The organism is Streptomyces sp. NBC_00239 (genome assembly GCF_036194065.1).
Lineage (GTDB): Bacteria > Actinomycetota > Actinomycetes > Streptomycetales > Streptomycetaceae > Streptomyces.
The window spans coordinates 7,382,281-7,406,927 of the sequence record NZ_CP108095.1; the positions used below are offsets into that span (position 1 = coordinate 7,382,281).

Below are 24,647 nucleotides of genomic sequence, written 5' to 3' on the forward strand. Positions count from 1 at the left end.
CACCGCCCCGCGGACGGCCCGGCCGGGTGCCGCGCCGGCCGGACACGGGCGCGGCGGTGGCGCGGACGCGGCCTGTCCGGCACCCGGGTCCGTCGCTACCCTGGCCCCCGGACGACGGACCCGGGAGGAGCACGTACATGGCCGAGAGCACGATCGCGCAGACCTTCGCAGGGCAGAGCCCCACAGGGCAGGGCTTCACACGGCAGACCTTCACAGGGCGGAGCTCCACAGGACAGAGATCCACAGGGCGGGGCAAGCGGCAGCTCGACCTCAGCACCGCGCAGTGGCAGCCCGGCGGCCGGGGCGCGGGCGAGGTCCAGATCGCCTTCGTGGAAGGGTTCATCGCGCTGCGCACCAGCGTGCGGCCGGGCCGCCCGCCGCTGGTCCTCGCCCCCCGCGAGTGGCGCGCCTTCGTCCGGGGCGCCCGCGTCGGCCGTTTCGACCCGGCCTGACGAGCGGGCCGTACCCGACGGCGGACCCCGCCGGGGGAGCCGTCCCGACGGCCGGCCACCGGGCAGAGCCGCTGCCCGGTGGCACCCCCGCCGCACCCCCGCCGTGCCCGGCCGTCCGGACAGGCACGTCCCGGGGCCGGAACGCCGCTCCGACACGCACGTACACCCGAAGGGGTGAATCCGCGGCTCTCGCGGACCGCACACCCGAACGTCTCACACCGTGGCCGGCGCCCGGCCGCATGCCGTGCAGGCAGGGGCTTTCGGCCACCCGAAAAGATCCGATCAGTCCGTGACACTCGGCCACACCCGCGCGTACGCGGGCGTACGCTGATGCCCCCGAACCGCCCTGGGGGGTACCAGCCATGACGGAACGCCAGCTCCGGAAGCGGCGCACGCTGTTCGAACGCGAGGCCGAACTCGCGGCCGTGGACGAAGCCCTGGGTGAACTCACCGAAGCCGGGTCAGGTCCCGGCGGCGGTCTGCTCGCCTTCGCCGGCCCGGCCGGCCTCGGCAAGACCACGCTCCTCGCCGAAGTGCGGCGCCGCGCGTACGGCCTCGGCTGCACCGTGCTCAGCGCGCGTGGCGGCGAGCAGGAACAAGGCGTCGCCTTCCACGTGGCCCGGCAGCTCATACAGCCCCAGCTGGCCGGTGCCTCCACGGCCGAACTCAACGCCGCCCTCGGCAGCTGGTACTCCATCATCGGCCCCGCCCTCGGCCTGTGCGCCGCCGGCGACGGCCCGCCGCCCGACCCGCAGGGTCTGCGCGACGGCCTCGACTGGCTGCTCACCGACCTCGCGGTGCAGCGCGCCCCGATGGTCCTGATCCTCGACGACGCCCACTGGGCCGACCCCGAGTCCCTCAGCTGGCTCGCCTCCTTCGCCCCGCGCACCGAACAGCTCCCGCTGCTCCTCGTCGTGGCCTACCGGCCCGACGAACTCCCTCAGTACGCCGAGTCGTTCCGGGTGCTGCCCGGCCGGGCGGGACAGCGGCCCATCGCCCTCGACCCGCTCACGCCCGACGCCGTCGGACGCCTGGTCCGGGAGGCCCTCGGCGACCAGGCCGACGACGCGTTCTGCCGCGAGTACTGGGCCGTCACCGCGGGCAACCCCTTCCAGGCCGTCGAACTCGCCGCCAAGGTGCGCGACCGCGCCCTCACCCCCGACGAGTCCGGCGCACACCTGCTGCGCGACCTCGCCGCCGCCCAGCGCGGCAGCGGCTTCCTCTCCCGCCTCGAACGCCTCGGCCCCTCCACCGTCCGGTTCGCCTGGGCCTGCGCGGTCCTCGGCATCGCCGTGCCGCAGGCACTGGCCGCCCGGGTCGCCGCCCTCGGCGCCGAGGAGGCCGTCGACGCCACCGACCGGCTCCGGGAAGCCCGCATCCTCTCCGGCAACGTCACGCCCGACGGCACCCTCGAATTCGAGCACCCGCTCATCGCCACCGCCGTCTACCGGGCCATTCCCGACGCGATGCGCGTCGCGGCATGCACGGAGCGGCCGCGGCGGCCCTCGTCGACGGCGGCTTCGGCGCCTCCGCTGCCGCCCGCCACCTGCTGGAAACCCACCCCGAAGGCGACGACTGGGTGGTGAAACTGCTCCGCGAGTCCGCCGCGCAGCACCTGCGCTCCGGCGCCCCGGACGCCGCCCGCCGCCAACTCGCCCGGGCCCTGCAGGAGCCGCCCGCCTTCGAGGAGCGGGCCGACGTCCTCTACGAGCTGGGCTGCGCCTCGCTGCTCACCGAACCCGCCAACACCGTCAACCACCTGCGCGACGCCCTCGACGAGGCCGAGGACTCGCAACTGCGCCAGCGCATCGTGGTCCGCCTCGCGCAGGTGCTCGCCCACAGCAACCGGCACGGCGACGCCTCCGCGGTCCTCGCCGCCGAGATCGCGGTGGCACCGGACGCCCGGACCCGACTGCGCCTGCAGGCCGACCAGTTCATGTGGGACGCCTTCCGCGCCGACGAACCCGACTCGCCCGCCCGGTCCCGGCGCCTCACGAAACTCGCCGACCGGCTCACCGGCCGCGACCTCACCGAGCGCTACATCATCGGCATGCGGGCCTGGGACGCCACCATGCGCGGCGAACACGTCGACACCGTCCTGCACCACACCCGCCGCGCCCTCGGCGAGGAACTCAGCTGGACGTACGAGGACCGCGGCTTCGAACTCCCGGTCGTCGTCGCCCTCACCTACATGTACGCCGACCGGCCCGGCCGCGCCGAGGAACTCTTCGCCCAGGGCACCGCCGAACTGGAGCGCCAGGGCTGGCGCGGCGCCCACCTGTCGTTCGCGTACAGCCTGCTCGGCTACATCCGCTACCGGCGCGGCCGGCTGAGCGAGGCCGAGGACTACGCCCGCGCCGGACTCCGCCTGGCCGAACGCGTCGGGCGCCGCACGCCCGTGCACTGGTACGCCGTGACCATCCTCATCGAGGTGCTGCTCGCCCGTGGCCGCGTCGAGGAGGCCTGGACCCTGGCCGGCCGGCACGACCTCGGCCAGACCTACCCCGAGGCCGTGGTCTTCCCGGACTCCCAGACGGTGTACGCGGAGCTGCTCCTGGCCCGCGGCGACCGCAAGGGCGCCATCGCCGAGCTGGAAGAAGTCGGCCGCAGACTCACCCCGCGCGGCATCACCAACCCGTCGTGGTGTCCCTGGCAGCTGCACCTCGCCCGCGCCGAGGCCCCCGACAACCCCGAGAAGGCCCGCGCGCTCGCCGAGGAGGCGGTCCGCCGGGCCCGGGCCTTCGGCGCGCCCTCCGCCATCGGCCAGGCCCTGCGGCTGGCCGCGCCCGTCACCGGCACCGGGCTGGAGGAGGCCGTCGAGTGGCTGTCCGCCTCACCGGCCGGGTACGAGCTCGCCTGCGCCCAGGTGGCCCTGGGAACCGAGCAGCGCCGCACCGACCTGCTCCACGAGGCCCTGGAGACGGCCGTGGCCTGCGGCGCCGACTCGCTGGCCGTCACGGCCCGTGAGGCCCTCACCGCGGCAGGAGCCCGGCCGCGCCCGCCGCTGACCGGCGAGGGCGTGCTCACCGCCCGCGAGGAGCAGGCCGCGCGGCTCATCGCGGGTGGCGAACCGGCGGTCAAGGTGGCTGCCGCGCTCGCCACCGACGAGGGGGAGGTGGCGCGGCTGCTGTCCGCCGTTTGCCGCAAGCTCGGCACCGACGTGGGTGGCCTGAAGGACGCCCTCCCGGAAATCCAGCCCTAACACCCGACCCGCGGCCCCCCACCCGGGGGCCGCACCCCGCCCCCTCCCGGGGCCGCACCCCGGCCTCCCTCCCGGGGCCGCACCGTGGCCTCTTTCCCGGGGGCCGCGCCCCCGCCCCGCTCCCGGGGTGTGGGCTGCCTGGGCGGCAACATCCAGCCTCGCCGGCGTTTGAGGCGCGGGGTTTGGGGCGGAGCCCCAAGACTGCAACCCGGCTCCGCCGGGCACCGGGCTCCGCCCGGACCCGCGCCTCAAACGCCGGCGAGGCTGGGAATGCCCCTCAGGCAGCCGGCGAGGGCTGGGGTTGCTCCTCGGGCAGCCGGCGAGGGTGGGGGTTGCTCCTCGGGCAGTCGGCGGGGCTGGGGCGTGCCCCCAGGGGGACGGCGCGGACGGCCCCGGGGGTCGGGATTGGGGGGCGGACACGTACCATGGCCGCATGTCCTTCCTCCGCCGCCGCAGCGCCGCCACACCCGCCGGCCCGGACTTCGACGTCCTGGCCATGGACCCGGGTGACTGGCCTGGGAATCTCGGGGCCGGCCTGCTCCCCGCCCCCGACGGCAGCTGCCAGGGCGTCTTCCTCCGCTACGACCTCTTCGGCGGCCGCGGCCCCGCGATGATCATCGGCAATCTCCCCGAGGGCTCCCCGGCCCGGGACCTCGTCGACAAGCAGGTGCCCTTCGAGGTCGCCCAGCTGCTCGCCGCGCTGGAGAACGACGAAGAGGTCGAGGTCACCGGCGTCGAGGACTGCCCCGTCATGCAGGGCGACAACCTCCTCATCGTCCGCAAGGTCAAACTGTCGGAGACCCGCATCTCCTGCGTCCAGTTCGACCGCAGCGACAACGTGCTCGTCACCATCGCCAGCTGGGACCGGCCGATCAGCGACGACCTGTACGCGCTGCTCAAGCCGCTCCCCGCCGAGCTCTTCCAGCAGGGCTGACCGGGTCGGCCCGGCACGGGCCACCCCGCGGCCCGCGCAGGCCCCGGGTGCAGGCCGAGCCGCCCGCGCAGGCCGAGCCGCACGCGCAGGCCCCCGGTGCAGCCCGAGCCGCCCGCGCAGGCCACCCCGCCGACGCAAGCCGCCGCCCAGGCCGGTCAGCCGTTCGCGATGTCGTTCGCCGCGATGTAGCCGAACGTCATCGCGGGCCCGATGGTGGACCCCGCGCCCGCATAGCTGTGGCCCATCACGGCCGCGCTCGCGTTCCCGGCCGCGTACAGGCCCGGGATCACCGAGCCGTCCTCGCGCAGCGCCCGGGCCCGGGCGTCGGTGACGATACCGCCCTTGGTGCCCAGATCGCCCGGCACGATCTTGAACGCGTAGAACGGCGGCGCCCAGACGGGTGCCAGACACGAGTTCGGGGACACCCCCGGGTCCGTGTAGTAGTGGTCGTACGCGGTGTCCCCGCGGTGGAAGTCCGGGTCACTCCCGTTCCAGGCCTGCGCGTTGAACCGGTTGAGGGTGGCGCGCAGCGCGCCCGCCGGCACCCCGATCTGCCCCGCCAGCGCGTCCCACGTCCACGCCTTGCGCACCGCCCCCGACTGGTACCAGGCGTCCGGGAAGACGATCGTCGGCAGCACGTCCTTGAACAGGTACTTGTTGCGGTAGTTCTGGTCCACGATCAGCCAGGCCGGGATGTGCGAGCCCGGCGCGCCCCGGTCCTTCTCGTACATCACGTGCACCACATCGCTGTACGGGGCGGCCTCGTTGACGAACCGCGCGCCCGCCGCGTTCACCACCAGCCCGCCCGGCAGGGTGCGTTCGGCCAGGCAGAAGTACGGCTCGCCGGGCAGCGGGATCGACGGGCCCCACCAGGCGTCCTCCATCAGAGCGAGCGCCGCCCCGACCCGCCGGCCGGCCCGGATGCCGTCCCCGGTGTTCTCCTTCGCGCCGACCGTCCACTGCGTGCCGACGGGCTGCTGCTGGTACTCGGCCCGCATCTGCGCGTTGTGCTCGAAGCCGCCCGAGCCGACCACGACACCCTTGCGGGCCCGTACGACGCCCCGCACGCCGGACTGCTCCACCACCACGCCGGTGACCGTCCCGCCCTCCTGCACCAGGTCCACCAGCGGGGTGTTCAGCCAGACCGGCACCCCCGCCTGCAACAGCCCGGCCCGCAGCCCCGCGGCCAGGGCCTGTCCCATCGTCAGGGGCTTCTGCCCGCACAGCGCCGCCTTCGTGCCGCGCGCCAGGCATTCCGTCGACACCGCCAGCCCCTTGGCGCTCACGGCCGCCAGGGTCAGCCACTTGTAGTCCTGGCTGAACACCACCATCCCGGCCGGGACCGGCATGTACGCCGGGTTGAGGCGGGCCAGTTCGGCGCCCAGGACGTTGCCGTCGAGCTGGTCCGGCTCGATGGAACGGCCGCCGGGCAGCCCGCCCGGCAGGTTCGGGTAGTAGTCGCTGTACCCGTCCATGAACCGGAACCGCAGCGGGCTGTTCGCCATCACGAAGTCCAGCATCCGGGGCCCCTGGGCGAGGAACGCCTCCCGGCGGGCCGCCGGCACCTCCGGCCCGACCACCGCCGCCAGGTACTGCGCGGCCTTCGCCGGGGTGTCCGGCACGCCCGCGGCCAGGATCACGCTGTTGTTGGGCAGCCAGATGCCGGCGCCCGACCGGGCGGCGGAGCCGCCGAACGTCGGCGCCTTCTCGACCACCACGCAGCTCAGCCCGCGCCGTGCGGCGGTCAGCGCGGCCGTCATCCCGGCCGCGCCGGAGCCGACCACGACGACGTCGTACTCGCCGAGCACCGGGCCCTCGGCGGCCCGCGCGGCGACGGCCGGCAGCCCGGCGGCGAGCGCCCCCGCCCCGGCCCCGGCGAGGACCGTCCGGCGGGAGGGCAGCGGCGGGCGCGCGGGCGCGGGCCCGGACGGCGGCGCGGGCGTGGGGAGGGGAGCGGGCAGGGGGAGAGGGGACATGGGCAGGCTCCAGCGGGGTGGGGAGGAAACGGCGGCGGTACCCGAACACGGCTGATGCGGTGTCAGCAAGGTGTTCGGGGGATCATGTGATGTCAAGGCACGTGCGGTGGCCGCGACCCCTGCCCTGACCATGCGAAATCCCGTGGCGCGGGCAACGTGTGCGCGCACCACGGGATTCCGGTCACCGTGCCCGTCTTCAGTTGTCCGGCGGAGCGGTCCGCTCCGGGGCTGGGGTCAGCGCGTGCCCACCGCCGCCCGGACCGCCCGCCGCGCCATTCCGCAGTCGTCGTGCAGCCTGCGCAGCAGCAGCCGCTGCTCCTCGCCCGAGTGCACCGGCCCGCCCGCGCCGGGCGCCCCCGGGAGGACCGGGGCCGCCGCGTTGATCGAGCGCTGCACCGCCAGCTCGTACGTCCGGATCTCCCGGGTGAGCACCAGCATCAGGTTGAGCAGGAACGCGTCCCGGGCCACCGGGCCCTTGCTCTGGGCGAGCTGGCTGATCTGGCGCCGCGCGGCCGGCGCGTCACCGAGCACCGTCCACAGGGTGGCGAGGTCGTACCCGGGCAGGTACCACCCGGTGTGCTCCCAGTCGAGCAGCACCGGTCCGGTGGGGGAGAGCAGCAGGTTCGACAGCAGCGCGTCGCCGTGGTTGAACTGCCATTGACTGCCCGGCTGCCTGCTTCCCGCCATGGCCACACCGTGCAGCAGCTTCTGCAGGTCGCCCAGGTCCCGGTCGGTGAGCAGGCCGAGCTCGTGGTACCGGGAGATGCGGGAGGCGTAGTCGAGGGGCCGGCCGAACAGCTCGGCCGGCGGGCGCCACTCGTTCACCCGGCAGATCGCCCCCAGGGCGGCCCGTACGTCCGCCCGTGGCGGCGCCTCCACCGGATGCCGCTGGAGCGCCGCCACCCGTCCGGGCATCCGCTCGACCACCAGCGTGCAGTTCTCGGGGTCGGCGGCGATGAGCCGCGGAACCCGGACCGGAGGCCGGTGCCGGACGAACGCCCGGTATGCCGCTATTTCGTGCCGGTACCGCTCGGCCCAGGCGGGCGAGACGTCCAGTAAAACCTTGGCTACCGCGGTCGTCCGCCCGGTGGTGCCCACCAGTAGAACCGATCGCCCGCTGCGTCGCAGTACCTGGACGGGTGCGAACTCCGGACAGATCCGGTGCACCGAGGCGAGTGCCGTCCGCAGCTGCGCTCCCTGCGGGCCGGACAGGTCGAGTCTTCCGCTGAGCGGCTGGGTCCCGGTCCCCGCGGCCCGCCGGATCCGGGCGGCGCCTTGCGCCGGTACCGGACCGCGGGTGGGCTCCAGGTAGGGGCCGCCACCCGCCTGGAAGGTGCGGTAGGGCCGTACGGGGGCGGACACGGAGGACGATGCTGCGTACATGACGGTTCGGATCCCTTCGTGCGCCGACGAGTTGCGTACGCCTTCCCGTCCCGGACCGCCGACACCCTGGGGAGTGCCACGCGGCTGCCGTTCAACCGGACCACTCCGGCCGGTCGGCCACCGGGTCGGGGAGGCGCATTCCTACCTGACACCCGCGCACGGGTGGCGGACCACATGGCACCCCCTGGCGAAGCCTGGCGAATAGTCGCTCGGCATCTGACGCCGGGTTACTGTCAACACAGCCGAGAACCTGGGGGCTTGACGTGAGCAGAGGACCCAACACCCGCCTCAACGACCTGTTCGGCCTGGCCGGCTGGTCGAAGGGCGAACTCGCGCGGCTGGTGAACCGGCAGGCGGCGGCCATGGGCCACCACCAGCTGGCCACCGACACCTCGCGAGTGCGGCGCTGGATCGACCTGGGGGAGACCCCGCGCGAGCCGGTGCCGACGGTACTGGCCGCCCTGTTCACCGAGCGGCTCGGCCGTGTCGTGACCATTGAGGACCTCGGGTTCGTACGGCAACGGCGCGCCACCAGAAAGCAGTCGGCGGGGGTGAAGGAGAACCCCGACGGCCTGCCCTGGGCGCCTGAACGCACGGCAGCGGTCCTCACCGAATTCACGGGAATGGACCTCATGCTCAACCGACGCGGACTGATGGGCGCGGGCGCCGCGCTCACCGCCGGATCGGCGCTCAGCAGTGCGATGCACGACTGGCTGCACACCGATCCGGCTCGCTCGATGGACACCTCTCGCTACGACAACCCCCTGCACGCCGACCCCGCGAGCTACGACCGCTACGAAGCGGCGCCCATCGGCTCCCAGGAGATCGAGGCACTGGAACGGTCCGTGGAGGTCTTCCGCGCCTGGGACGCCTCCCGGGGCGGCGGACTCCAGCGCAAGGCGGTCGTGGGCCAGCTCAACGAGGTGGGCGGCATGCTCGCCTACCGCCACCCCGACCACCTGCACCGGCGGTTGTGGGGCGTGGCCGCCAACCTCGCCGTCCTCGCTGGCTGGATGTCCCACGACGTCGGCCTCGAACCGACCGCGCAGAAGTACTTCGTGATCGCCGCGCACGCGGCCCGGGAGGGCGGCGACCGCCCGCGGGCCGGCGAGGCGCTGTCCCGGGCGGCCCGCCAGATGGTGCACCTGGGCAAGCCGCACGAGGCCCTGGACCTGATGCAGCTCGCCCAGTCCGGGTCCGGGGACGAGACCCTGCCGCGCACCCGCGCCATGCTGCACACCATCGAGGCCTGGGCGCAGGCGGCGATGGGCAAGGGGCAGGCGATGCGGCGCACCCTCGGGGAGGCCGAGGACCTGTTCGTGTCCGACAAGTCCGATGTTCCGCCGCCCAGTTGGATGCAGAACTTCGACGAGGCCGACATGCACGGCATGCAGGCCCTGGCGTTCCGCACCCTGGCGGACCACGACCCCTCCGCCGCCCCGATCGCGCAGCGGCACGCCCGCGAGGCGCTGCGGCTGCGGGCCGCCGGGCACCAGCGCTCGCAGATCTTCGACTACATCTCGATGGCCTCGGCCTGCTTCATCGCCGACGACCCCGAGCAGGCGGACCGGTACGCGCGCCTGGCCCTGATGTCGATGGGGGAGACCTCCTCGCACCGCACCTGGGACCGGCTGCGCGAGATGTACCGGCTGACCGGCCAGTACGCCGGCTACGCGAAGATCGACGATCTCCGTGAAGAGATCAAGCTGACGCTGCCGAAGGGGCCGTCGCGCAGGTCGCGGGACTCGGAGATCTGACCGGAGGAGAACGGGCCGGAGAGGATCCGGCAGCACAGGTCCGACCGGAGGGGACGGCCGCGCCCGGGGCGCGGCCGAGGAGACCTGACGGGCACAAGAAAGAAGCAGACAGCAGACCGAACGGGCACACGTGACAGCCGCACGTGGACAGCCCCACACGTAGGCGGCCACACGTGACGGCCACGGGAAACGCGGGTGCCGGGGGCGGCCGGCGGTTCAACCGGCCGGTGGTTCAACCGGTGCTGCGGGAGCCGGTGTTGCCGGTTCAGCCGCCGACCCGGGCGACCAGTACGCAGGCGTCGTCCTCGCGCCCGGTCCCGCCGAATTCCTCGACCATGATCCTCACACTGTCCTGAGCCGACCGCGCCCCGGCGAACCGGGGCGCGAGGGCCAGCAGGCGCGCCGTTCCGTCGGCGCGTCCGAACTCCACGCCGCTCGCGGTCAGTCCGTCCGTGTGCAGCACCAGTACGTCGCCGACTTCGAGGCGTTCCTCGGCCTGCCCGTACACGGCACCCGTGGTGGCGCCGAGCAGGACGCCCTCCGGCGGTACCAGGGCCCGCCCCGCGCCCCCGCGGAACAGCAGCGGTGCGGGGTGGCCCGCCTGGGCCCACGACAGGGTCCGGGTGGCCGGGTCGAAGCGGCAGCACACCGCGCTGCCCAGTGCGGGCTGTACGGAGGTTTCCAGGAGCTGGTTGAGCCAGCCCATCAGCGGGCCGGGCTCGATGCCGGCCATCGCCATGCCGCGCAGCGCGCCGAGCATCATGGCCATGCCGGAGGTGGCGGTCACGCCGTGGCCGGTGAGGTCACCGACCGTCAGCATCGAGGTGCCGTCCGGGAGTTCGAGCGCGTCGTACCAGTTGCCGCCGATGAGTGAGCTGGTGGCGGCGGGCATGTAGTGCGCGGCGAGGTCGAGCGCGCCGGTGCTGCCGTACGGGAAGCGCAGGGTGCCCCGCCAGGAGGGCAGGACCGCTTCCTGGAGTTCGACCGCGAGCCGGTGCTCGGTCTGTGCGATCTGCCGCTGCCGCTGGAGCGAGTCGCGGGTTTCGCGCACCGCCCGTTCGCTGCGCCGGAGTTCGCTCACATCGCGCACCACGGCCCACATGGAGGCCGTGCAGCCGTCGGCGTCGAGGGCGGGTTCGCCGCGCATGTGCAGCGTGCGGACGCAGCCGTCGGTGCGGACGATGCGGAATTCGCCGTCGATGGGCTTCCCGTCGACCAGGCAGTCCGTCACCATGGCGGTCAGCTGCGGCTGGTCCTCCGCGAACAGGGTGGACCAGAACTCGTCGAGGGTGAGCGGGCCGTTCTCCGGTGCGCGCCCGAAGATCTGGTACAGCTCGTCCGACCAGGTCACCTCGTCGGTGAGCAGGTTCCAGTCGGCGCTGCCGACCCGGCCCTGCTGGGCCTCGGTCTCCGGGGCGGGCGGCTCGGCGGGTGCCGGCTGCTCGGGCACGAACGGCAGACCGTCCTTCAGCTGCCCCAAGTGCTCGCCCAGGTCGTCGAGATGGTGCACGGCCAGGTCGCACAGGGCGCGCTGCCAGCGGCCGTGCGGATCGTCGTCGTCCACGACCGTGTCCCGGCGGACCGCGTCCACCTCGCCGCGGAGCCGGCGGGTCTGCGTGATGAGCGCGTCCACCGACCCGGGCTCGGGCGGCTGCGCGGGGCGGTCCGCGAACAGGGGGGACGGCATGGGGAACTCCGATACAGGCGCGGCACGGCCAGGTCTGATGGAAGGCCGGGTACGACTGTGGCACAGGGCGCCATGCCCCGTAAGGTGTTTGGCAACATCCGTTACGGTGGTGCTTCTGGCATATGCCAAAGGCCTCCCTGTCCTCGTACGCTGTGCGAACGTTTCCGGTCACGGGCGGAACGGCATGTTCAGATCACGGCGTGAGAGCCCTGCTCAGGACACGCTCAGGGGCACCGGGTGGATCTCCGCCGCGGGGTGGCCCGTCCGCTCGTGGATGCGCTGGACCGCCTCCGCCGAGGGGGCCTCGGACAGGCAGTACACCGTGCCGGACGCCGGGTCCGCCCAGGCTCGTTGGAAGTGCACTCCCTCGTCCTTCTCGATGGCGAGGTCCGCCCGGTGGGCCGCGGCGAGCTGCTCCGCGGTGATGCCCTTCATGCCGGTGTGGACGTCCATGTAGGTGGTCATGGCCCGCACACCTCCTCACGTGCTCGCTCTCTCCCCATCATGCGCCCGTGGGGGCGCATCGTGCGCCCGGGGGCGCGCACGAGCGGCCGGAAACCGCCCCCGGGCGCCGGGGGTGGCGCCCGGTCATCCGGTCGAACGACCCCCGTCTGTCCGAATACGCGGCCCCCGCTCGGCCGGGGCCGGCGCGACGGCCGGACGGCGCGTTCCGGACCGTCTCGGACCGACGACTTCCGCCACACGGCGACGCTCGCTACTCTACGTGCCGGTAACCGACCGGGGAGGGCCCCGGTACGTCAGGCGGGGTGGGGCACAGACCATGGCAGCACAGGGCCCGGACACCGGCCTTCCCGCGGACCGCGGCACCGGTCGCCGGCGCTTCCTCACCGGGCTGATCGCCGCGCCCACGCTGGCCCTCGCCACCCGGTTCGGCGCCGACGCGCTCGCGCCCCAGACCGCGCACGCCGTCATACCGTCGCTGCCAGCCATCGCGGACCTCGTCGACCTGGGCGACGTGTTCATCCTGGCCGGCGCGCCCACCGCCCACCTGCTGGTGCTGCGGGTCGAGACGGACGGCGGCATCCACTTCCGGCTGCCCCGCACCGAAGTCGGCCAGGGCCTGACCACGGCCGTGGCGATGCTCGTCGCCGAGGAGCTCGACGCCCCCCTCGCGGACGTGCACATCGCGCTGGAGAACGCCCGGCCCGAGCTCCTCTTCAACCAGCTCACCGGCAGCTCCAACTCCATCCGTTCGCTCTACGGCCCGGTCCGCCAGACCGCCGCCACGGCCAGGGCCCGGCTGGTCGCGGCCGCCGCCCGCCGCTGGTCGCTGCCGGCCGGCTCCCTCACCACGCGGGACGGCGCCGTCCACGCCCCCGACGGGCGCAGCGCGAGCTACGGCAGCCTCGCCGAAGCCGCCGCGGACCCGGGGCTCCTCATCGCGCCGGCCGCCCCCAAGCCCGCCTCCCGGCACACCCTCGTCGGCCGGCCGGTGAACCGCATCGACGCCCGCGCCATGGTCACCGGGCGCCAGGAGTACACCCTCGACCTGGACGTGCCCGGCGCCAAGCCGTGCGTACTGCGCCGCCCGCCGACGCTCGGCGGCACCGTGCGCTCCGTCGCCAACGCGGCCGCCGTCCGCGCCATGCCCGGCGTCCTGCACGTGGTGACCGTCCCCACCGGGGTGGCCGTCGTCGCCGAGACGTTCGGCCAGGCCATCGACGCCCGCGCCGCCCTGGACGTGACCTGGGGACCCGGCCCCGCCGACGCGCTCTCCGACGCGAACATCCGCACCAGGCTGCGGTCCGCCGCACCGCCCCCGCTGGTCCCGCCGCTGCTGACCCCGTACATCGACGCCGACTTCGACTTCGCGTTCGTCAGCCACGCCCCGATGGAGACCAACTCCGCGGTGGCCGACGTGCGGGCGGACCGGGCCGAGATCTGGTCCGGGCTCAAGTCGCCGATCGTCGCCCAGCAGACCATCGCCGCGGCCCTCGGCCTGCCCGTCGACAAGGTCACCGTGCACGTGGTGCAGGCGGGCGGCTCGTTCGGCCGGCGGCTGTTCTTCGACGCCGCGCTGGAGGCCGCCCTGGTCTCCAAGGCCTGCGGCCGTCCGGTCCGCCTGATGTGGACCCGCGTGGACGACACCCGGCACGGCCGGATGCGCCCCGCCAGCCACCACCGCATCCGCGCGACCTACGCGCTGGGGCAGGTGCTCACCTTCGAACACCGGGTGGCCGCCGCGGAGACCGACTTCCGGCACGGCCTCGGCGAGATCCTGACCGCCACCGCCGCCAGCCTGCCCGCGGGCATCGGCAACGCGACGTTCGCCCAGACCCTGTTCCTCACCACGGTGAAGTCGCCCTACCACTTCGGCCTCACCACCCAGACCCTCACCGAGGTCCCGACCGGCATCCCCACCGGCTCCTGGCGGTCGGTGTACTCCGCCAACACCCGGGGCGCCGAGGAGATCGTCGTCGACGAACTCGCCCAGCGGATGGGCAAGGACCCGGTCGCCTTCCGGCGCGAGTTCCTCAAGACCGCGGCCCAGCGCGCGGTCCTCGACAAGGTGGCCGCCGAGGGCGACTGGGGCCGCGAGCTGCCCGCCGGCTGCGCCCAGGGCGTCGGCTTCCACGAGGAGTACGAGTCCCGCACCGCCTGCCTCGTCGAGATCGACACCCGCGACCCGGACCACGTACGGGTCACCAAGGCCGTCATCGCCGCGGACGTCGGCCGGCCCGTCAACCCGCGGGGCCTGGAGGCCCAGCTGCTCGGCGGTCTCACCGACGCGATCTCCACCACCCTGCGGGCCGGGCTGCACATCGACAAGGGGCTGCCACTGGAAGGCAGTTACAGCCAGTTCCACTACGCCCGCCAGCGCGACACCCCGACCGACGTGCGGATCTTCGTGATGCCGGCGACGGGTGAGCCGGGCGGGGCCGGCGAACTCGGCGTGCCCGCCGCCGTCGGGGCCATCGCCAACGCCTACGCCCGCGCGACCGGCACCCGGCCGCGCAGCTTCCCCCTCGACTTCGACGTCGACTTCACCCCCTATCCCCGCTGAGCCAGGAGTTCCGCCGTGCCCTCGCACACCTTCACCGTCAACGGGCGCAGTGTCACCGTGGACGCTCCCGACGACCTGCCCCTGCTGTGGGTGCTGCGCGACCTGCTGGGGATCCGCGGCCCCAAGTACGGCTGCGGCGTCGACGTCTGCAAGGCCTGCACCAGCCACCTCGACGGTGCGGACATCCGGCCCTGCGTGGTGCCGGTCGCGCAGGCCGCGGGCCGTGAGGTCACCACCATCGAGGGCCTCGCGGACGGCGACACCCTGCACCCGGTGCAGGAGGCCTGGCTCGAACAGGACGTCGCGCAGTGCGGCTTCTGCCAGCCCGGCCAGATCATGGCCGCCGTCGCCCTGCTGAAGCGCACCAGCGAGCCGACGGACGCCGACCTCGACGCCATCGCCAACATTTGCCGCTGCGGCACCTACTTCCGGATCCGCGAGGCGATCCGCAGCGCGGCCGCGAAGATGCGCTGACCCGGACGGGCCGCCGCCTGCGCCCGCAGACCGACGCCGCCGCGCAGGCGGGCGCCCGGCCCGAGCGGGGCCCGCCCGCCGAGCCGAGGGCGCTGCCCGTGGCCGTTTCGAGTGTCACGGCGGAACAAACCGGTGCAAGACGCGGATCATGCCCGAATGAGGCGTATCAATCTGAAACGCGTCCTGGTCGGTGAGCCGCTCGACACCGCACGCCTGGGCGAGACCCTGCTCCCCAAACGGCTCGCGCTGCCGATCTTCTGCAGCGACCCGCTCTCCTCCGTCGCCTACGCGACCGAGGAGATCCTGCTCATCCTGGCCCTCGGCGGGGTCGCGCTGCTGCACCTGACCTGGTACGCCGCGGCCGCGATCGTCTTCCTGCTGGTCGTGGTGATCGCCTCCTACCGGCAGACCTGCCACGCCTACCCGGGCGGCGGCGGCGCGTACGTCGTCAGCTCCGAGAACCTAGGGCCCACCGCCGCGCTCACCGCGGCCAGCGCCCTCCTCGTCGACTACGTGCTGACCGTCGCCGTCTCCGTGGTGTCCGGGGTGTCGGCCATCACCTCGGCCGTCCCCTCCCTGCACGACCACCAAGTCGCCCTGTCCGTCGGTTTCGTGGTGCTGCTCACCGTCATGAACCTGCGGGGCGTACGCGAGTCCGGGCGGGTCTTCGCCATCCCCACCTACGGGTTCGTCCTCGTGGTCTACCTGATGTTCGCGTGGGCGGCCGTGCGGATGGCCACCGGCGACACGATCCGCGCCGAGTCCGCCGACCTGCCCCTCCACGCGGTGAGCGATTACACCGGCGTGGCCCTGGTCCTGCTCGCCATGCGGGCCTTCGCCTCCGGCTGTACCGCCCTCACCGGCGTCGAGGCGATCAGCAACGGCGTACCCGCCTTCCGGAAGCCCAAGAGCCGCAACGCGGCGAACACCCTCGCGGTGATGGGGCTGCTCTCGGTCACCATGTTCGTCGGGATCACGGTCCTCGCCATGGTCTACGAGGTGCACGTCGCCGAGAGCCCCACCGAGCTGGGCCTCGCGCCCGACGCGGCCACTTCCACCGCGCTCGCCCAGATCGGCCGCGCCACGTTCGGCAGCTGGCACTTCCTCTTCTACCTGCTCCAGGCCGTCACCGCGGGCGTGCTGATCCTCGCCGCGAACACCGCCTTCAACGGGTTCCCGATGCTCGCCTCGATCCTGGCCCGCGACAAGTACGCGCCCCGCCAGCTCTACAACCGCGGCGACCGGCTCGTGTACTCCAACGGCGTGGTGTTGCTGGCACTGGCCGCCGTCGGTCTGATCGTCGCCTTCGACGCCGAGCTGACCCGGCTGATCCAGCTCTACATCATCGGCGTCTTCGTCTCCTTCACGCTCTCCCAGGCCGGGATGGTGCGGCACTGGCGGAAGGAGCTGGCCGCGCCGGGGGGCGGGCCGGGCGCCGTGCCGGGCGGTTCCGGGCGGGCCGTCGGGCCGGCCGGTTCCGTGGGAACCGTCGGGCCGGGAGCCGCGAAGGCCGCCCGGCACCGGATCCACCGGTCGCTGGCCATCAACGCCGTCGGCGCCGTGCTGACCGCGCTGGTGCTGGTCATCGTCCTGATCACCAAGTTCACGCACGGCGCGTGGCTCGTCGTCATCGCGATGCCGGTGCTCTTCCTCGGGATGAAGGGGGTGCGCCGGCACTACGACCAGGTGGCGCGGCAGGTGGCGCTGGTGCCGGACGCCGTGCCGAAGAGGCCGGCCCGGCACCATGTCGTCGTGCTGGTCGCGGCCGTCCACGCGCCCACGCTCAAGGCGCTCGGCTTCGCGCAGCTGCTGCGGCCGGCGACCCTGACGGCCCTGACGGTGGCGGCCGACGACGATGCGGAGCGGTTGCGGGCCGACTGGGCCGCTCGCGGGATCGACGTACCGCTGACGATCCTGCACTCGCCGTACCGGGAGGTGGTCGGGCCGGTCCTCGGGTACGTCCAGGAACTCGCCGGGCGGGATCCGGACGGGGTGGTGTCCGTGGTCATCCCCGAGTACATCGTCGGGCACTGGTGGGAGCAGCCGCTGCACAACCAGAACGCGTTGCGGTTGAAGGCGCGGCTCCTCTTCATGCCGGGCGTCGCCGTCATCGACGTCCCCTACCGCCTGCCCTCGGCCCGCCGGTAACGCTGCGCTCCGCCGGAACGGGCTCAGCCCTTGAGCCTTGCCGGCGTTTGAGGCGTGGGTCCGGGCGGAGCCCGGTGACCCCGCGCACCTTTCAGCCCCTCCGGCGTTTGAGGAGCGGGTCCGGGCGGAGCCTGGTGCCCGGCGTCAGCCGGGTTGTCTTGGGGCTCCGCCCCAAACCCCGCGCCTCAAACGCCGGCGAGGCTGGGGGTTGCGCCTCAAACGCCGGCGAGGCTGGGGTGGGCTCTGCCCTGGGCCGCGCCTCAAACGTCGGCGAGGCTGGATTTGCCGCACGCAGCGCCGACAAGCCCGGGAGTTGCGCCCCAGGGCACCGGCGGGGCCGGGAATTGCGCCCCAGGGCGTCGGCGAGGCCGGGCGGGGTTGGGGTGCGGCAGTGTCAGGCGGTGTGGGCGGCGGTGAGGAAGGACTTGATGAGGGCCGGGTCCTTCACGCCGCGGGCGCTTTCGACGCCGCTGGAGACGTCGACACCCCACGGCGCGACCACCCGCACCGCCTCCCCGACGTTCCCGGCGTGGAGCCCACCCGCCAGCAGCCAGCGCCCCGCCGGGGCCGTGAAATCGGGCGACGCCCAGTTCCACGGCTTGCCCGAGCCCGGGTCCGGCGCGTCGAGGAGCAGCAGGTCCTCGCCGAACTCCCCGCAGCGCAGCGGAAGTCCGGTGGTGGCCGTGGCCCGCAGCAGGGTCCGGCCTGGCTGCCGCAGGGCGGTGTAGTACTCGGGCCCCTCGTCCCCGTGCAGCTGTACGCCCCGTACTCCGCTCGCCTCGGTGAGGGCGCGGACCTCGTCCAGGGGCTGCCCGCGGAACACCCCGACGGTCAGGACGTGCTCCGGCACCCGTTCCGCGAGCCGCCGCGCGGTCTCGGCGTCGACCAGTCGGGGGCTGGCGGCGAACACGAAGCCGACGGCGTCGGCACCTGCCTCGACGGCCGTGTCCACGTCCCGCTCGGTCCGCAGACCGCAGATCTTGACGAACAGCTCACTCATGAGGCCAGTCAACCACCTGCCCGGACGGACCGGCGCGGACGCCCGAAGGGCGGGATGGGCTACCGTGCATGCTGCCACTGCACTTGCAGTGGCTTGCTCCCTCCCTCACCACGAGAGGCCGCCCATGCGCCACAACCCGGCCCGCCGCGCCGCCCTCCTCGACGCGGCCATCGAGGTCCTCGCCCGCGAGGGCTCCCGGGGCCTCACCCTGCGCGCGGTGGACGCCGAGGCCGGCGTACCCACCGGCACGGCCTCGAACTACTTCGCCAACCGCGCCCAGATGCTCGCCCAGGTGCTGCACCGCACCCGTGAGCGCCTGGTGCCCGACCCGGCGGAGCTTGCCGGCCCGCTCGACGCCGCGACGCTGCTGCGGGCGCTCCTCCAGCGGATGCGGCGCGAACGCAGCGTGCACATCGCCATGCTCGAACTGCGTCTGGAGGCCACCCGCCGGCCCGAACTCCACGCGGAACTCACCCGCTTCCTCGGCCTGGAGCTGGAGGCGAACATCCGCTTCCACCTCGACAGCGGGCTGCCCGGCGACCGTACCGGCGTGGTGCTGCTCTACCTCGCGATGCTGGGCCTGATCGTCGACGACCTGACGGCGCCCGGGATCCTGGAGCCGTACCCGTCGGACGAGGTGATCGACGCGCTGGTGGCCCGGCTGCTCGTACCGGCCGCACCGGCGGCAGGAGCGGGAGCGGGCGCGCCGGAGCCGGCCGAGGGTTAGGTCGTCCGTTCCGGCCCGGGGGGTGGCCCGGGACGCTGCCGCCGACCGGCCCGGCTAGGCTGGCCCGGGCCGTGGCGCGGCGCCGGGGCCGCGGCGGCCTTCGCGTACGCACGGACCCGGCCGAGCGGCGGTACGGGGGTACGGGCATGGCGGCGGTACAGGACGGGCGCGGCGGCGCGGACGCTTCGGCGGGCGACGCCGGGGGCGTGGCCGCGGAGGACGGGGTGCGCGTGGGCGGCACGGGCGCGGTGCTGGTACGGCTGACCGCCGGGCACGCCGAGGCCCTGCTCGCCTTCGAGCGGGAGAACCGGACCTACTTCGCCGCGTCCGTACCGGACCGCGGCGACGCCTACTTCACGGAGTTCACGGACCGCCACCGGGCGCTCCTCGCCGAACAGGCCGCCGGGCTCTGCCACTTCCACCTGCTGCTCGCCCGCGACGGCGCGGTGCTGGGCCGGGTGAACCTCGTGGACGCCGAGGCCGGCAGTGCCGAACTCGGTTACCGCATCGCCGAACGCGCCACCGGCCGCGGCCTGGCGACCGCCGCCGTGGAGGCCGTCAGCCGCCTCGCCCGCACCGCGTACGGGCTGTCCGAGCTGACGGCGGTCACCACCACCGACAACCGCGCCTCCGATGCCGTCCTGCGGCGCACCGGCTTCCGGCCGGTCGGTCCGGTCGACCTGGGAGGGCTGCCGGGCACCCGCTACGTGCGGTCGCTCGGCCCGCGGGACGGTTCTCCGACACAGCATGCGGACGCGGAACTTCAGCTTCCGGGCGTCGAGCATTAGATGATCTTAACGTCGGGTGCACGCGAGTCCGCTGGTCTGCCCGCGGGAGAAGGACTTTGATGGCATGTGACGTCGGGTCGTTCCCGGTCCGGCAGATCTGACTCGTTCGAGATCAGGGGGAGTACAGATGGACACCGACCGCAACGCGAAGGACCCCGCTCCCACCCTCATCGGTTCCGTGCAGCGCGCCCTGCGCCTCGTGGAGGCACTGCACGCCGAAGGCGCCACCACCGCCAAGCGGCTGTCCCGGCTCACCGGGATCCCGCTGCCCACCACCTACCACCTGTTGCGCACCCTCAGCCACGAGGGATACGTCCGGCGCGAGGACGGCGCGTTCGTCCTCGCCGAGGGGCTACCGCTCGCCTCCTGAGCCGAGTCCGAAGCCGGGTCTGAAGCCGAGTCCGAAGCCGAAGCCGAGTCCTAAGTCGAGTCCGAGAGCCGTACGGAGCGGCCGCCGCCCGCCCCGAGGACCCCGCCCGGAATCGAGGGTGGGGCCCCAGAGGGAGGGGTGGGGTCCCGGTCGCCGATCTGATCGCCCCCGGCGCCCCCGTCAAGGCCGCCGACCACCCACACGCGCCCGGTCCCGCCGGCCCGGAGATCAGGCCGACGGGTGTCCCACCCGGCCCGCCCGGCCGGTGCGCTGCGTGCCGCGCCGCCGGCCCCGGGCCGGGACCGGCTCCGCCCAGCGCATGCCGAGCGCGTCCAGCTCCGCCACCCGCTCCGGGGTGAGCCGGTCGGCCCGGCTGCGGGCGTTGGCGATCCAGGCGCCGAGCCCGTACGCGACCCCGTCGACCGTCTCCACGTGCGTACGCGGCACCCGCAGGTGCCCCTCGCGCGCGTGGAAGCGGCGCGCGGCGGTCAGGTTCGCCGCCCACTTGTCCGGGTGCGGGACCCGCCGGCGCGGCCGCTCCTCGGCGCTCGCGGGGCCGATGTCCAGCACGTGCCGGAGCATCCACTGCTGGGCCATCGCCAGCCCGTCCCAGCCGAGCCGCTGCGCCTGCACCCATGCCCCGAGGTCCTCGCCCTGCACCACGCGCTCGCCGGGGGCGTGCGGTACCGGCTCGCCCGCCTGCGCGTGCGCCCGTACCAGCCGGAAGCAGCGCTGCCAGGAGATCGGCCAGTCCGGGCACCAGGCCGCGTCGATCTCCTCCAGGGCCCGGCGCCGGTCCTCGGACAGGGCGCCCGTGGCCTGCGGGTCCCGGCGGGCCGCCGCCCGGTTGTTCTTCAGCCACACGCCCAGCGGGTAGCCGTGCCAGGTGGCGTCCAGCGGGGCCAGCAGGTGCCCGTGCTCCGCCGCCCAGCCCCGCGCGGCGGCGAGTCCCTCTTCGAACGCCACGTCGAAGTGCGACCAGACCATCCCCAGCGCGTCGAGCCGGGCGATCCGCTCCTTCGACAGCCGGCCCTGCTTGTGCGCGCGGCGGGCGTCGGCGATCCACTGGCCCAGCGGGAACCCGGCCAGCGGCGCCGGCCAGCCCGCCGTCGCCTCCTGCGTACCCGCCGTTTCCTCCGTACCCGCCTCCAGGGCCGCACCCGCCTCCGCTGCCACGCCCGCCTCCGCCACCGTGCCCGACTCCGGGGCCGTACCGGCGGGCACCTCCCCTGCCGCCTCCGCTGCCACGCCCGCCTCCGGCGCGCGGAAGCCGAACGGCACCCGCAGGTCGCCGTTCCGGCGCGCGTACGCGGCGGCCGCCGCCAGCCCGCGGTTCCAGTGCGTGCTCTCGGGGCTGAGGATGCGCATGCTGATGAAGGCGGCCAAGACCGCCGGGTCCCGCGGCACCGAGAACTTCAGCAGCTCGCGCGCCGGGCCGCTCAGCCCGCGGCCCGCCGCCTCGCCCCGCCCGCGGCCGGTCGGCTGGTAGGAGCCCGGGGCCTGCGGCTGCGCGAGCGCCTCCACCACGCGCGCGTCATGGGCCCGCAGCGCCTCCAGCAGCCGGGCCAGGTCCCCGTACGCCCGCGAGGTCAGCATGGCGTCCGGGGTCTCGCCGGGGCCGAGGAGCACGGGCACCACCAGCGAGGCCACCTTGCCCTCGCCGGGCCGGACCCGCAGCGCCCGGCCCACCGCCTGGACCAGATCCGGCATCGAGCCGCGCACGTCCGCCCACAGGACCGAGTCGCACGCCCGCGTGTCCACGCCCTCGCCCAGGACGCGCACCGAACTCAGGAAGCCGTGCCGGGCGGCCGCGAACTGCTCCAGCACCTGCCGCCGGTGGGCCGGCCGGTGCTCGCCGCACAGCCAGTCCGCCCACACCTCGCGGGGGAACCGCAGCCGGTCCGCACGGTGCAGCCGCTTGGCGACCTCCGGCAGGCCCGCGGCGAACGCCTCCGCCTCCTTGGTCAGCTGGTGGAAGACGAGGGTCCGCTGGAGGCCCTCCTCCGCGGCGGCCTTCACCGCGGCCGTCTGCAGCGCCGCCAGCCGGGCTCCGCGGACCGCGTCGGACCGGGCGTCCGCGCCGAGCAGCACGGCCGCCTGGAAACCGGGGTCGGTCACGTCCACGCACACCACCTGGTACGGCGCGACGATCCCCCGGTCGATCGCCTCCGACAGGGTCAGCTGGTGGCAGACGCTCCCGAACGGGCCGTCCGGGTCGTCCTCCATGGACGCGACCAGCTCACCCTGTCGCCCCTGCCCGCCCGCTCCGCCGGTCCGCGCCCCGGCCTCCTCCTCGCCCGCCTGCCACAGCCGCGGGGTCGCCGTCATGTAGAGGCGCCGGGCCGCCGGGACCCGCGCGTTGTCGTGCACCACGGCCCACGCCTTGCCGATCCGCCCCGACGTGCGGTGCGCCTCGTCGACCACGACCAGGTCCCAGGCCGCCAGCCCGGCCCGGTGCGCCCGCTCGACGATGCCCAGGCCCAGCGAGGCGTACGTGGCGAACACGGTGACCCGCTCCGGCCCCCGGCACCACGCGGCCAGTTGCCCGGCATCCGTGGTGTTGCGGAATCCGACCTCGTTCTCGCGCAGCGAGGACACCCCGACCACGGGTCCGTGCCGGCCCGCCTGCCGCCAGGCGGCGACCGACTGGGTGAGGAGGTCGAGCGACGGCACGAGCACCAGGACGCGCGACGCCCGCAGTTCCTCGGAGGCGCGGGCCGCGACCAGGGTCTTGCCGGAACCGGTCGCCATGATCACCTGGGCGCGCAGGCCGCGGCCGGCCGGGCGGGGGCCCGGGGGCAGCTCCAGCGCGCGCAGCACGGCGTCGACTGCCTCCCGCTGATGCGGCCGCAAGTCCATCCGTGCCATCTCTGCTCTGCCTTCGCCGTGGACGCCTCCCGGTCCCATTCTGGTGCACCGGCCGCGCGAAACCGTGAGGGTGACGGTTCCGGACTCCGCTGCGGGCAGGTCAGAGGCCCCCTGGCATGATCATCGGATGAACGGGAGACGTGTGTTGTTCGATGTCGACGGGACCCTGATCGACGCCGTGGCGAACCAGCGCCGGATCTGGCACAGCTGGGCCCGGGGGCACGGCCTCGACCCCGCCGAGGTGCACGCGGTGGCGCAGCGCACCCGGCCGGCGGACACCTTCGCCCTCGTCGCTCCGGACGCCGACCCGGCCGCCTGCCTCGCCGAGTTCCACGCGCTGGAGGACGAGGACGTCCGTACGGGCCGCTACGGGGCGTTCCCCGGGGCGGCCGAGCTGCTCGGCGGGCTGCCGGCCGGCACCTGGGCGCTGGTGACGTCGAACTACGAGCACCGGGTGCGCGGCCGGTTCGCGCGCACCGGACTGCCCGCGCCCGGTCTGGTCGTCGACGCGGCGGCGGTCGCCGAGGGCAAGCCGTCGCCGGTCCCGTACCTGCGGGCGGCCGAGCTGCTGGGCGCCGACCCCGCGGACTGCCTGGTCGTCGAGGACGCCCCGTCCGGCATCGAGGCGGGGCTGCGCGCGGGCATGACCGTCTGGTCGGTCAACACGCCGGTGCCGCAGGCCGGTCCGGACGGCGGCTCGGGCGGCAGGGCGGAGCCCGACCGAGCCCCCGGGGCGCACCGGAGCTTCGGCACGCTCCACGAGGCCGCCCCCGCGATCCTGGCGTGGGCTGCCGGCACGCACTGACGCGCCGGCCGTGGCCACGGCCGCCCGTACGGCCGTCACGGCAACAGCGGGCACGACAACAGGGGACACGGCAACAGCGGCCACGAGAACAGGGGACGCGGCAACAGCGGGCGCGCCGGCGGCCGTCACGGTGCTTCTCACGCCGCCGGGTCGCCGGCGCCGGCCGGGTACAGGGTCGGCGGCCGGGCCGGGTCCGGGACCTGCCGGGACCAGCCGCCCGGCACCGTGCGGCCCTGCTGCTCGCGGAACCGTACGGGGGCCACCCCCACCCGGCGCGTGAACAGCCGGGAGAAGTAGCCCGGGTCGTGGTAGCCCACCCGGCGGGCCACCGCCGCCACCGGCAGGTCCGTCGCGGCCAGCAGTTCCTTCGCTCGGCCCAGCCGGATGCCGAGCAGGAAGTCCTTCGGGCTGCACCCCGAGCCCCGGCGGACCGCCGTGCGCAGCTCGGCCGGGCTCATCCCGTGCCGGGCCGCGTGCTCGGCCACCGACAGCGGCAGGAACGCGTCCCGGGCCAGCGCCCGCAGCACCGGATGGCCGTCCGGCGCGGTGTCCGCGCGGGCCCGCCGCAGCGCCACCAGGAGTTCGTGCACGGCGGCCGACGACTCCACCTCCAGCAGCGGGTTGCCCCGGTGCGCGGCCCGGGCGATCCGCCCCACCACCGCCCGGGCGCCCGCCGCGTCCCCCAACGGCACCACGGGCCGGTCCGGTTCGATGTACCCGAGCTCGGTGTACGTGGCCGTCGCCGTGCCCGTGAAGTCGACGAAGCACTCGTCCCAGCCGGTCACCGGATCGGCCCCGTACGCGTGCTCCCGGCCCGGGACCAGCCAGATCAGCGCGGGTGCGACGACCCGGACCCGGCTGCCGTCCGGCGCCCGGAACCAGCCGCCGCCCGCCGACACCACGACGGCCACGTGGTGGTCGAGGGTGCGCGGGCCGACCGGCGGCAGCGTCCCGTACTGGAGGCCCACCCCGAGGCAGACCAGCCCGAGCCGGTGGTGCACCGGTCCGGGCGTGAAGTACCGCATCCACGTGTGATACACCGGCCCGCCCC

Annotated in this window: 15 protein-coding genes and 3 pseudogenes; 11 read left to right on the top strand and 7 right to left on the bottom strand. The window is 74.4% G+C overall.

Annotated elements, in window-relative coordinates; translation table 11 throughout:
* Window positions 1–242 precede the first annotated feature (242 nt).
* From OG764_RS32730 to OG764_RS32740, 3 genes and pseudogenes are all read left to right on the top strand, one after another.
* Window positions 243–452 (top strand): annotated as a pseudogene (locus OG764_RS32730) (DUF397 domain-containing protein); the annotation flags it as partial.
* Window positions 453–814: 362 nt separating this feature from the next.
* A pseudogene (locus OG764_RS32735) lies at window positions 815–3,654 on the top strand (ATP-binding protein).
* Between the two features lie 433 nt (window positions 3,655–4,087).
* A complete protein-coding gene (locus OG764_RS32740; RefSeq protein ID WP_328971948.1) occupies window positions 4,088–4,588 on the top strand; it encodes a hypothetical protein in 501 nt (166 codons plus the stop codon).
* A gap of 155 nt (window positions 4,589–4,743) precedes the next feature.
* Here the strand turns inward: OG764_RS32740 and kstD are convergent, their stop codons facing one another.
* Both kstD and OG764_RS32750 read right to left on the bottom strand, forming a co-directional pair.
* Window positions 4,744–6,564: a 3-oxosteroid 1-dehydrogenase gene (gene kstD, locus OG764_RS32745; protein WP_328971949.1), complete on the bottom strand. Its 1,821-nt coding sequence runs from the start codon at window positions 6,562–6,564 to the stop codon at window positions 4,744–4,746.
* A gap of 234 nt (window positions 6,565–6,798) precedes the next feature.
* On the bottom strand, window positions 6,799–7,947 hold the full coding sequence (locus tag OG764_RS32750; protein WP_328971950.1) for an aminoglycoside phosphotransferase family protein: 1,149 nt from the start codon (window positions 7,945–7,947) through the stop codon (window positions 6,799–6,801).
* A gap of 263 nt (window positions 7,948–8,210) precedes the next feature.
* Between OG764_RS32750 and OG764_RS32755 the strand changes: the two genes are divergently transcribed.
* Window positions 8,211–9,704 (top strand): DNA-binding protein NsdB, encoded by a 1,494-nt coding sequence (locus OG764_RS32755; protein WP_328971951.1) that lies wholly within the window; start codon window positions 8,211–8,213, stop codon window positions 9,702–9,704.
* 265 nt (window positions 9,705–9,969) lie between these two features.
* Here OG764_RS32755 and OG764_RS32760 read toward each other — a convergent pair whose 3' ends face one another.
* A complete protein-coding gene (locus OG764_RS32760; RefSeq protein ID WP_328971952.1) occupies window positions 9,970–11,391 on the bottom strand; it encodes a SpoIIE family protein phosphatase in 1,422 nt (473 codons plus the stop codon).
* 213 nt (window positions 11,392–11,604) lie between these two features.
* Window positions 11,605–11,856 (bottom strand): SCO4226 family nickel-binding protein, encoded by a 252-nt coding sequence (locus OG764_RS32765; RefSeq protein ID WP_328971953.1) that lies wholly within the window; start codon window positions 11,854–11,856, stop codon window positions 11,605–11,607.
* A 316-nt stretch (window positions 11,857–12,172) separates the two neighbouring features.
* On the opposite strand from OG764_RS32765, the gene OG764_RS32770 reads away from it, so the two are divergent.
* The 3 genes from OG764_RS32770 to OG764_RS32780 all read left to right on the top strand — a co-directional run bounded on the left by OG764_RS32770 (window position 12,173) and on the right by OG764_RS32780 (window position 17,038).
* Window positions 12,173–14,416, top strand: a complete 2,244-nt coding sequence (locus tag OG764_RS32770; RefSeq protein ID WP_328971954.1) for a xanthine dehydrogenase family protein molybdopterin-binding subunit — start codon at window positions 12,173–12,175, stop codon at window positions 14,414–14,416.
* 15 nt (window positions 14,417–14,431) lie between these two features.
* Window positions 14,432–14,890, top strand: a complete 459-nt coding sequence (locus OG764_RS32775; protein ID WP_328971955.1) for a (2Fe-2S)-binding protein — start codon at window positions 14,432–14,434, stop codon at window positions 14,888–14,890.
* A 156-nt stretch (window positions 14,891–15,046) separates the two neighbouring features.
* Entirely contained in the window at window positions 15,047–17,038 is a 1,992-nt protein-coding gene (locus tag OG764_RS32780; protein ID WP_328971956.1) for an APC family permease, read from the top strand.
* A 394-nt stretch (window positions 17,039–17,432) separates the two neighbouring features.
* Here the strand turns inward: OG764_RS32780 and OG764_RS32785 are convergent, their stop codons facing one another.
* On the bottom strand, window positions 17,433–18,038 hold the full coding sequence (locus OG764_RS32785) for a phosphoribosylanthranilate isomerase (protein ID WP_328971957.1): 606 nt from the start codon (window positions 18,036–18,038) through the stop codon (window positions 17,433–17,435).
* 124 nt (window positions 18,039–18,162) lie between these two features.
* Between OG764_RS32785 and OG764_RS32790 the strand changes: the two genes are divergently transcribed.
* From OG764_RS32790 to OG764_RS32800, 3 genes and pseudogenes are all read left to right on the top strand, one after another.
* Window positions 18,163–18,765 (top strand): TetR/AcrR family transcriptional regulator, encoded by a 603-nt coding sequence (locus OG764_RS32790; RefSeq protein WP_328971958.1) that lies wholly within the window; start codon window positions 18,163–18,165, stop codon window positions 18,763–18,765.
* A 146-nt stretch (window positions 18,766–18,911) separates the two neighbouring features.
* On the top strand, window positions 18,912–19,553 hold the full coding sequence (locus OG764_RS32795) for a GNAT family N-acetyltransferase (protein ID WP_328971959.1): 642 nt from the start codon (window positions 18,912–18,914) through the stop codon (window positions 19,551–19,553).
* A gap of 127 nt (window positions 19,554–19,680) precedes the next feature.
* Window positions 19,681–19,902: pseudogene (locus OG764_RS32800) on the top strand (helix-turn-helix domain-containing protein); the annotation flags it as partial.
* A gap of 249 nt (window positions 19,903–20,151) precedes the next feature.
* Here the strand turns inward: OG764_RS32800 and OG764_RS32805 are convergent.
* The gene (locus OG764_RS32805) at window positions 20,152–22,791 is read right to left on the bottom strand and encodes a DEAD/DEAH box helicase (protein WP_328971960.1); all 2,640 of its coding nucleotides are present in this window, start codon (window positions 22,789–22,791) and stop codon (window positions 20,152–20,154) included.
* A gap of 127 nt (window positions 22,792–22,918) precedes the next feature.
* On the opposite strand from OG764_RS32805, the gene OG764_RS32810 reads away from it, so the two are divergent.
* On the top strand, window positions 22,919–23,596 hold the full coding sequence (locus OG764_RS32810) for an HAD-IA family hydrolase (RefSeq protein WP_328971961.1): 678 nt from the start codon (window positions 22,919–22,921) through the stop codon (window positions 23,594–23,596).
* A gap of 137 nt (window positions 23,597–23,733) precedes the next feature.
* On the opposite strand, the gene OG764_RS32815 is transcribed toward OG764_RS32810, so the two are convergent.
* Window positions 23,734–24,636 carry a helix-turn-helix domain-containing protein gene (locus OG764_RS32815; protein ID WP_328971962.1) on the bottom strand — a complete coding sequence of 301 codons (903 nt, stop codon included), beginning with the start codon at window positions 24,634–24,636 and terminating at the stop codon, window positions 23,734–23,736.
* Between the last annotated feature and the right edge of the window lie 11 nt (window positions 24,637–24,647).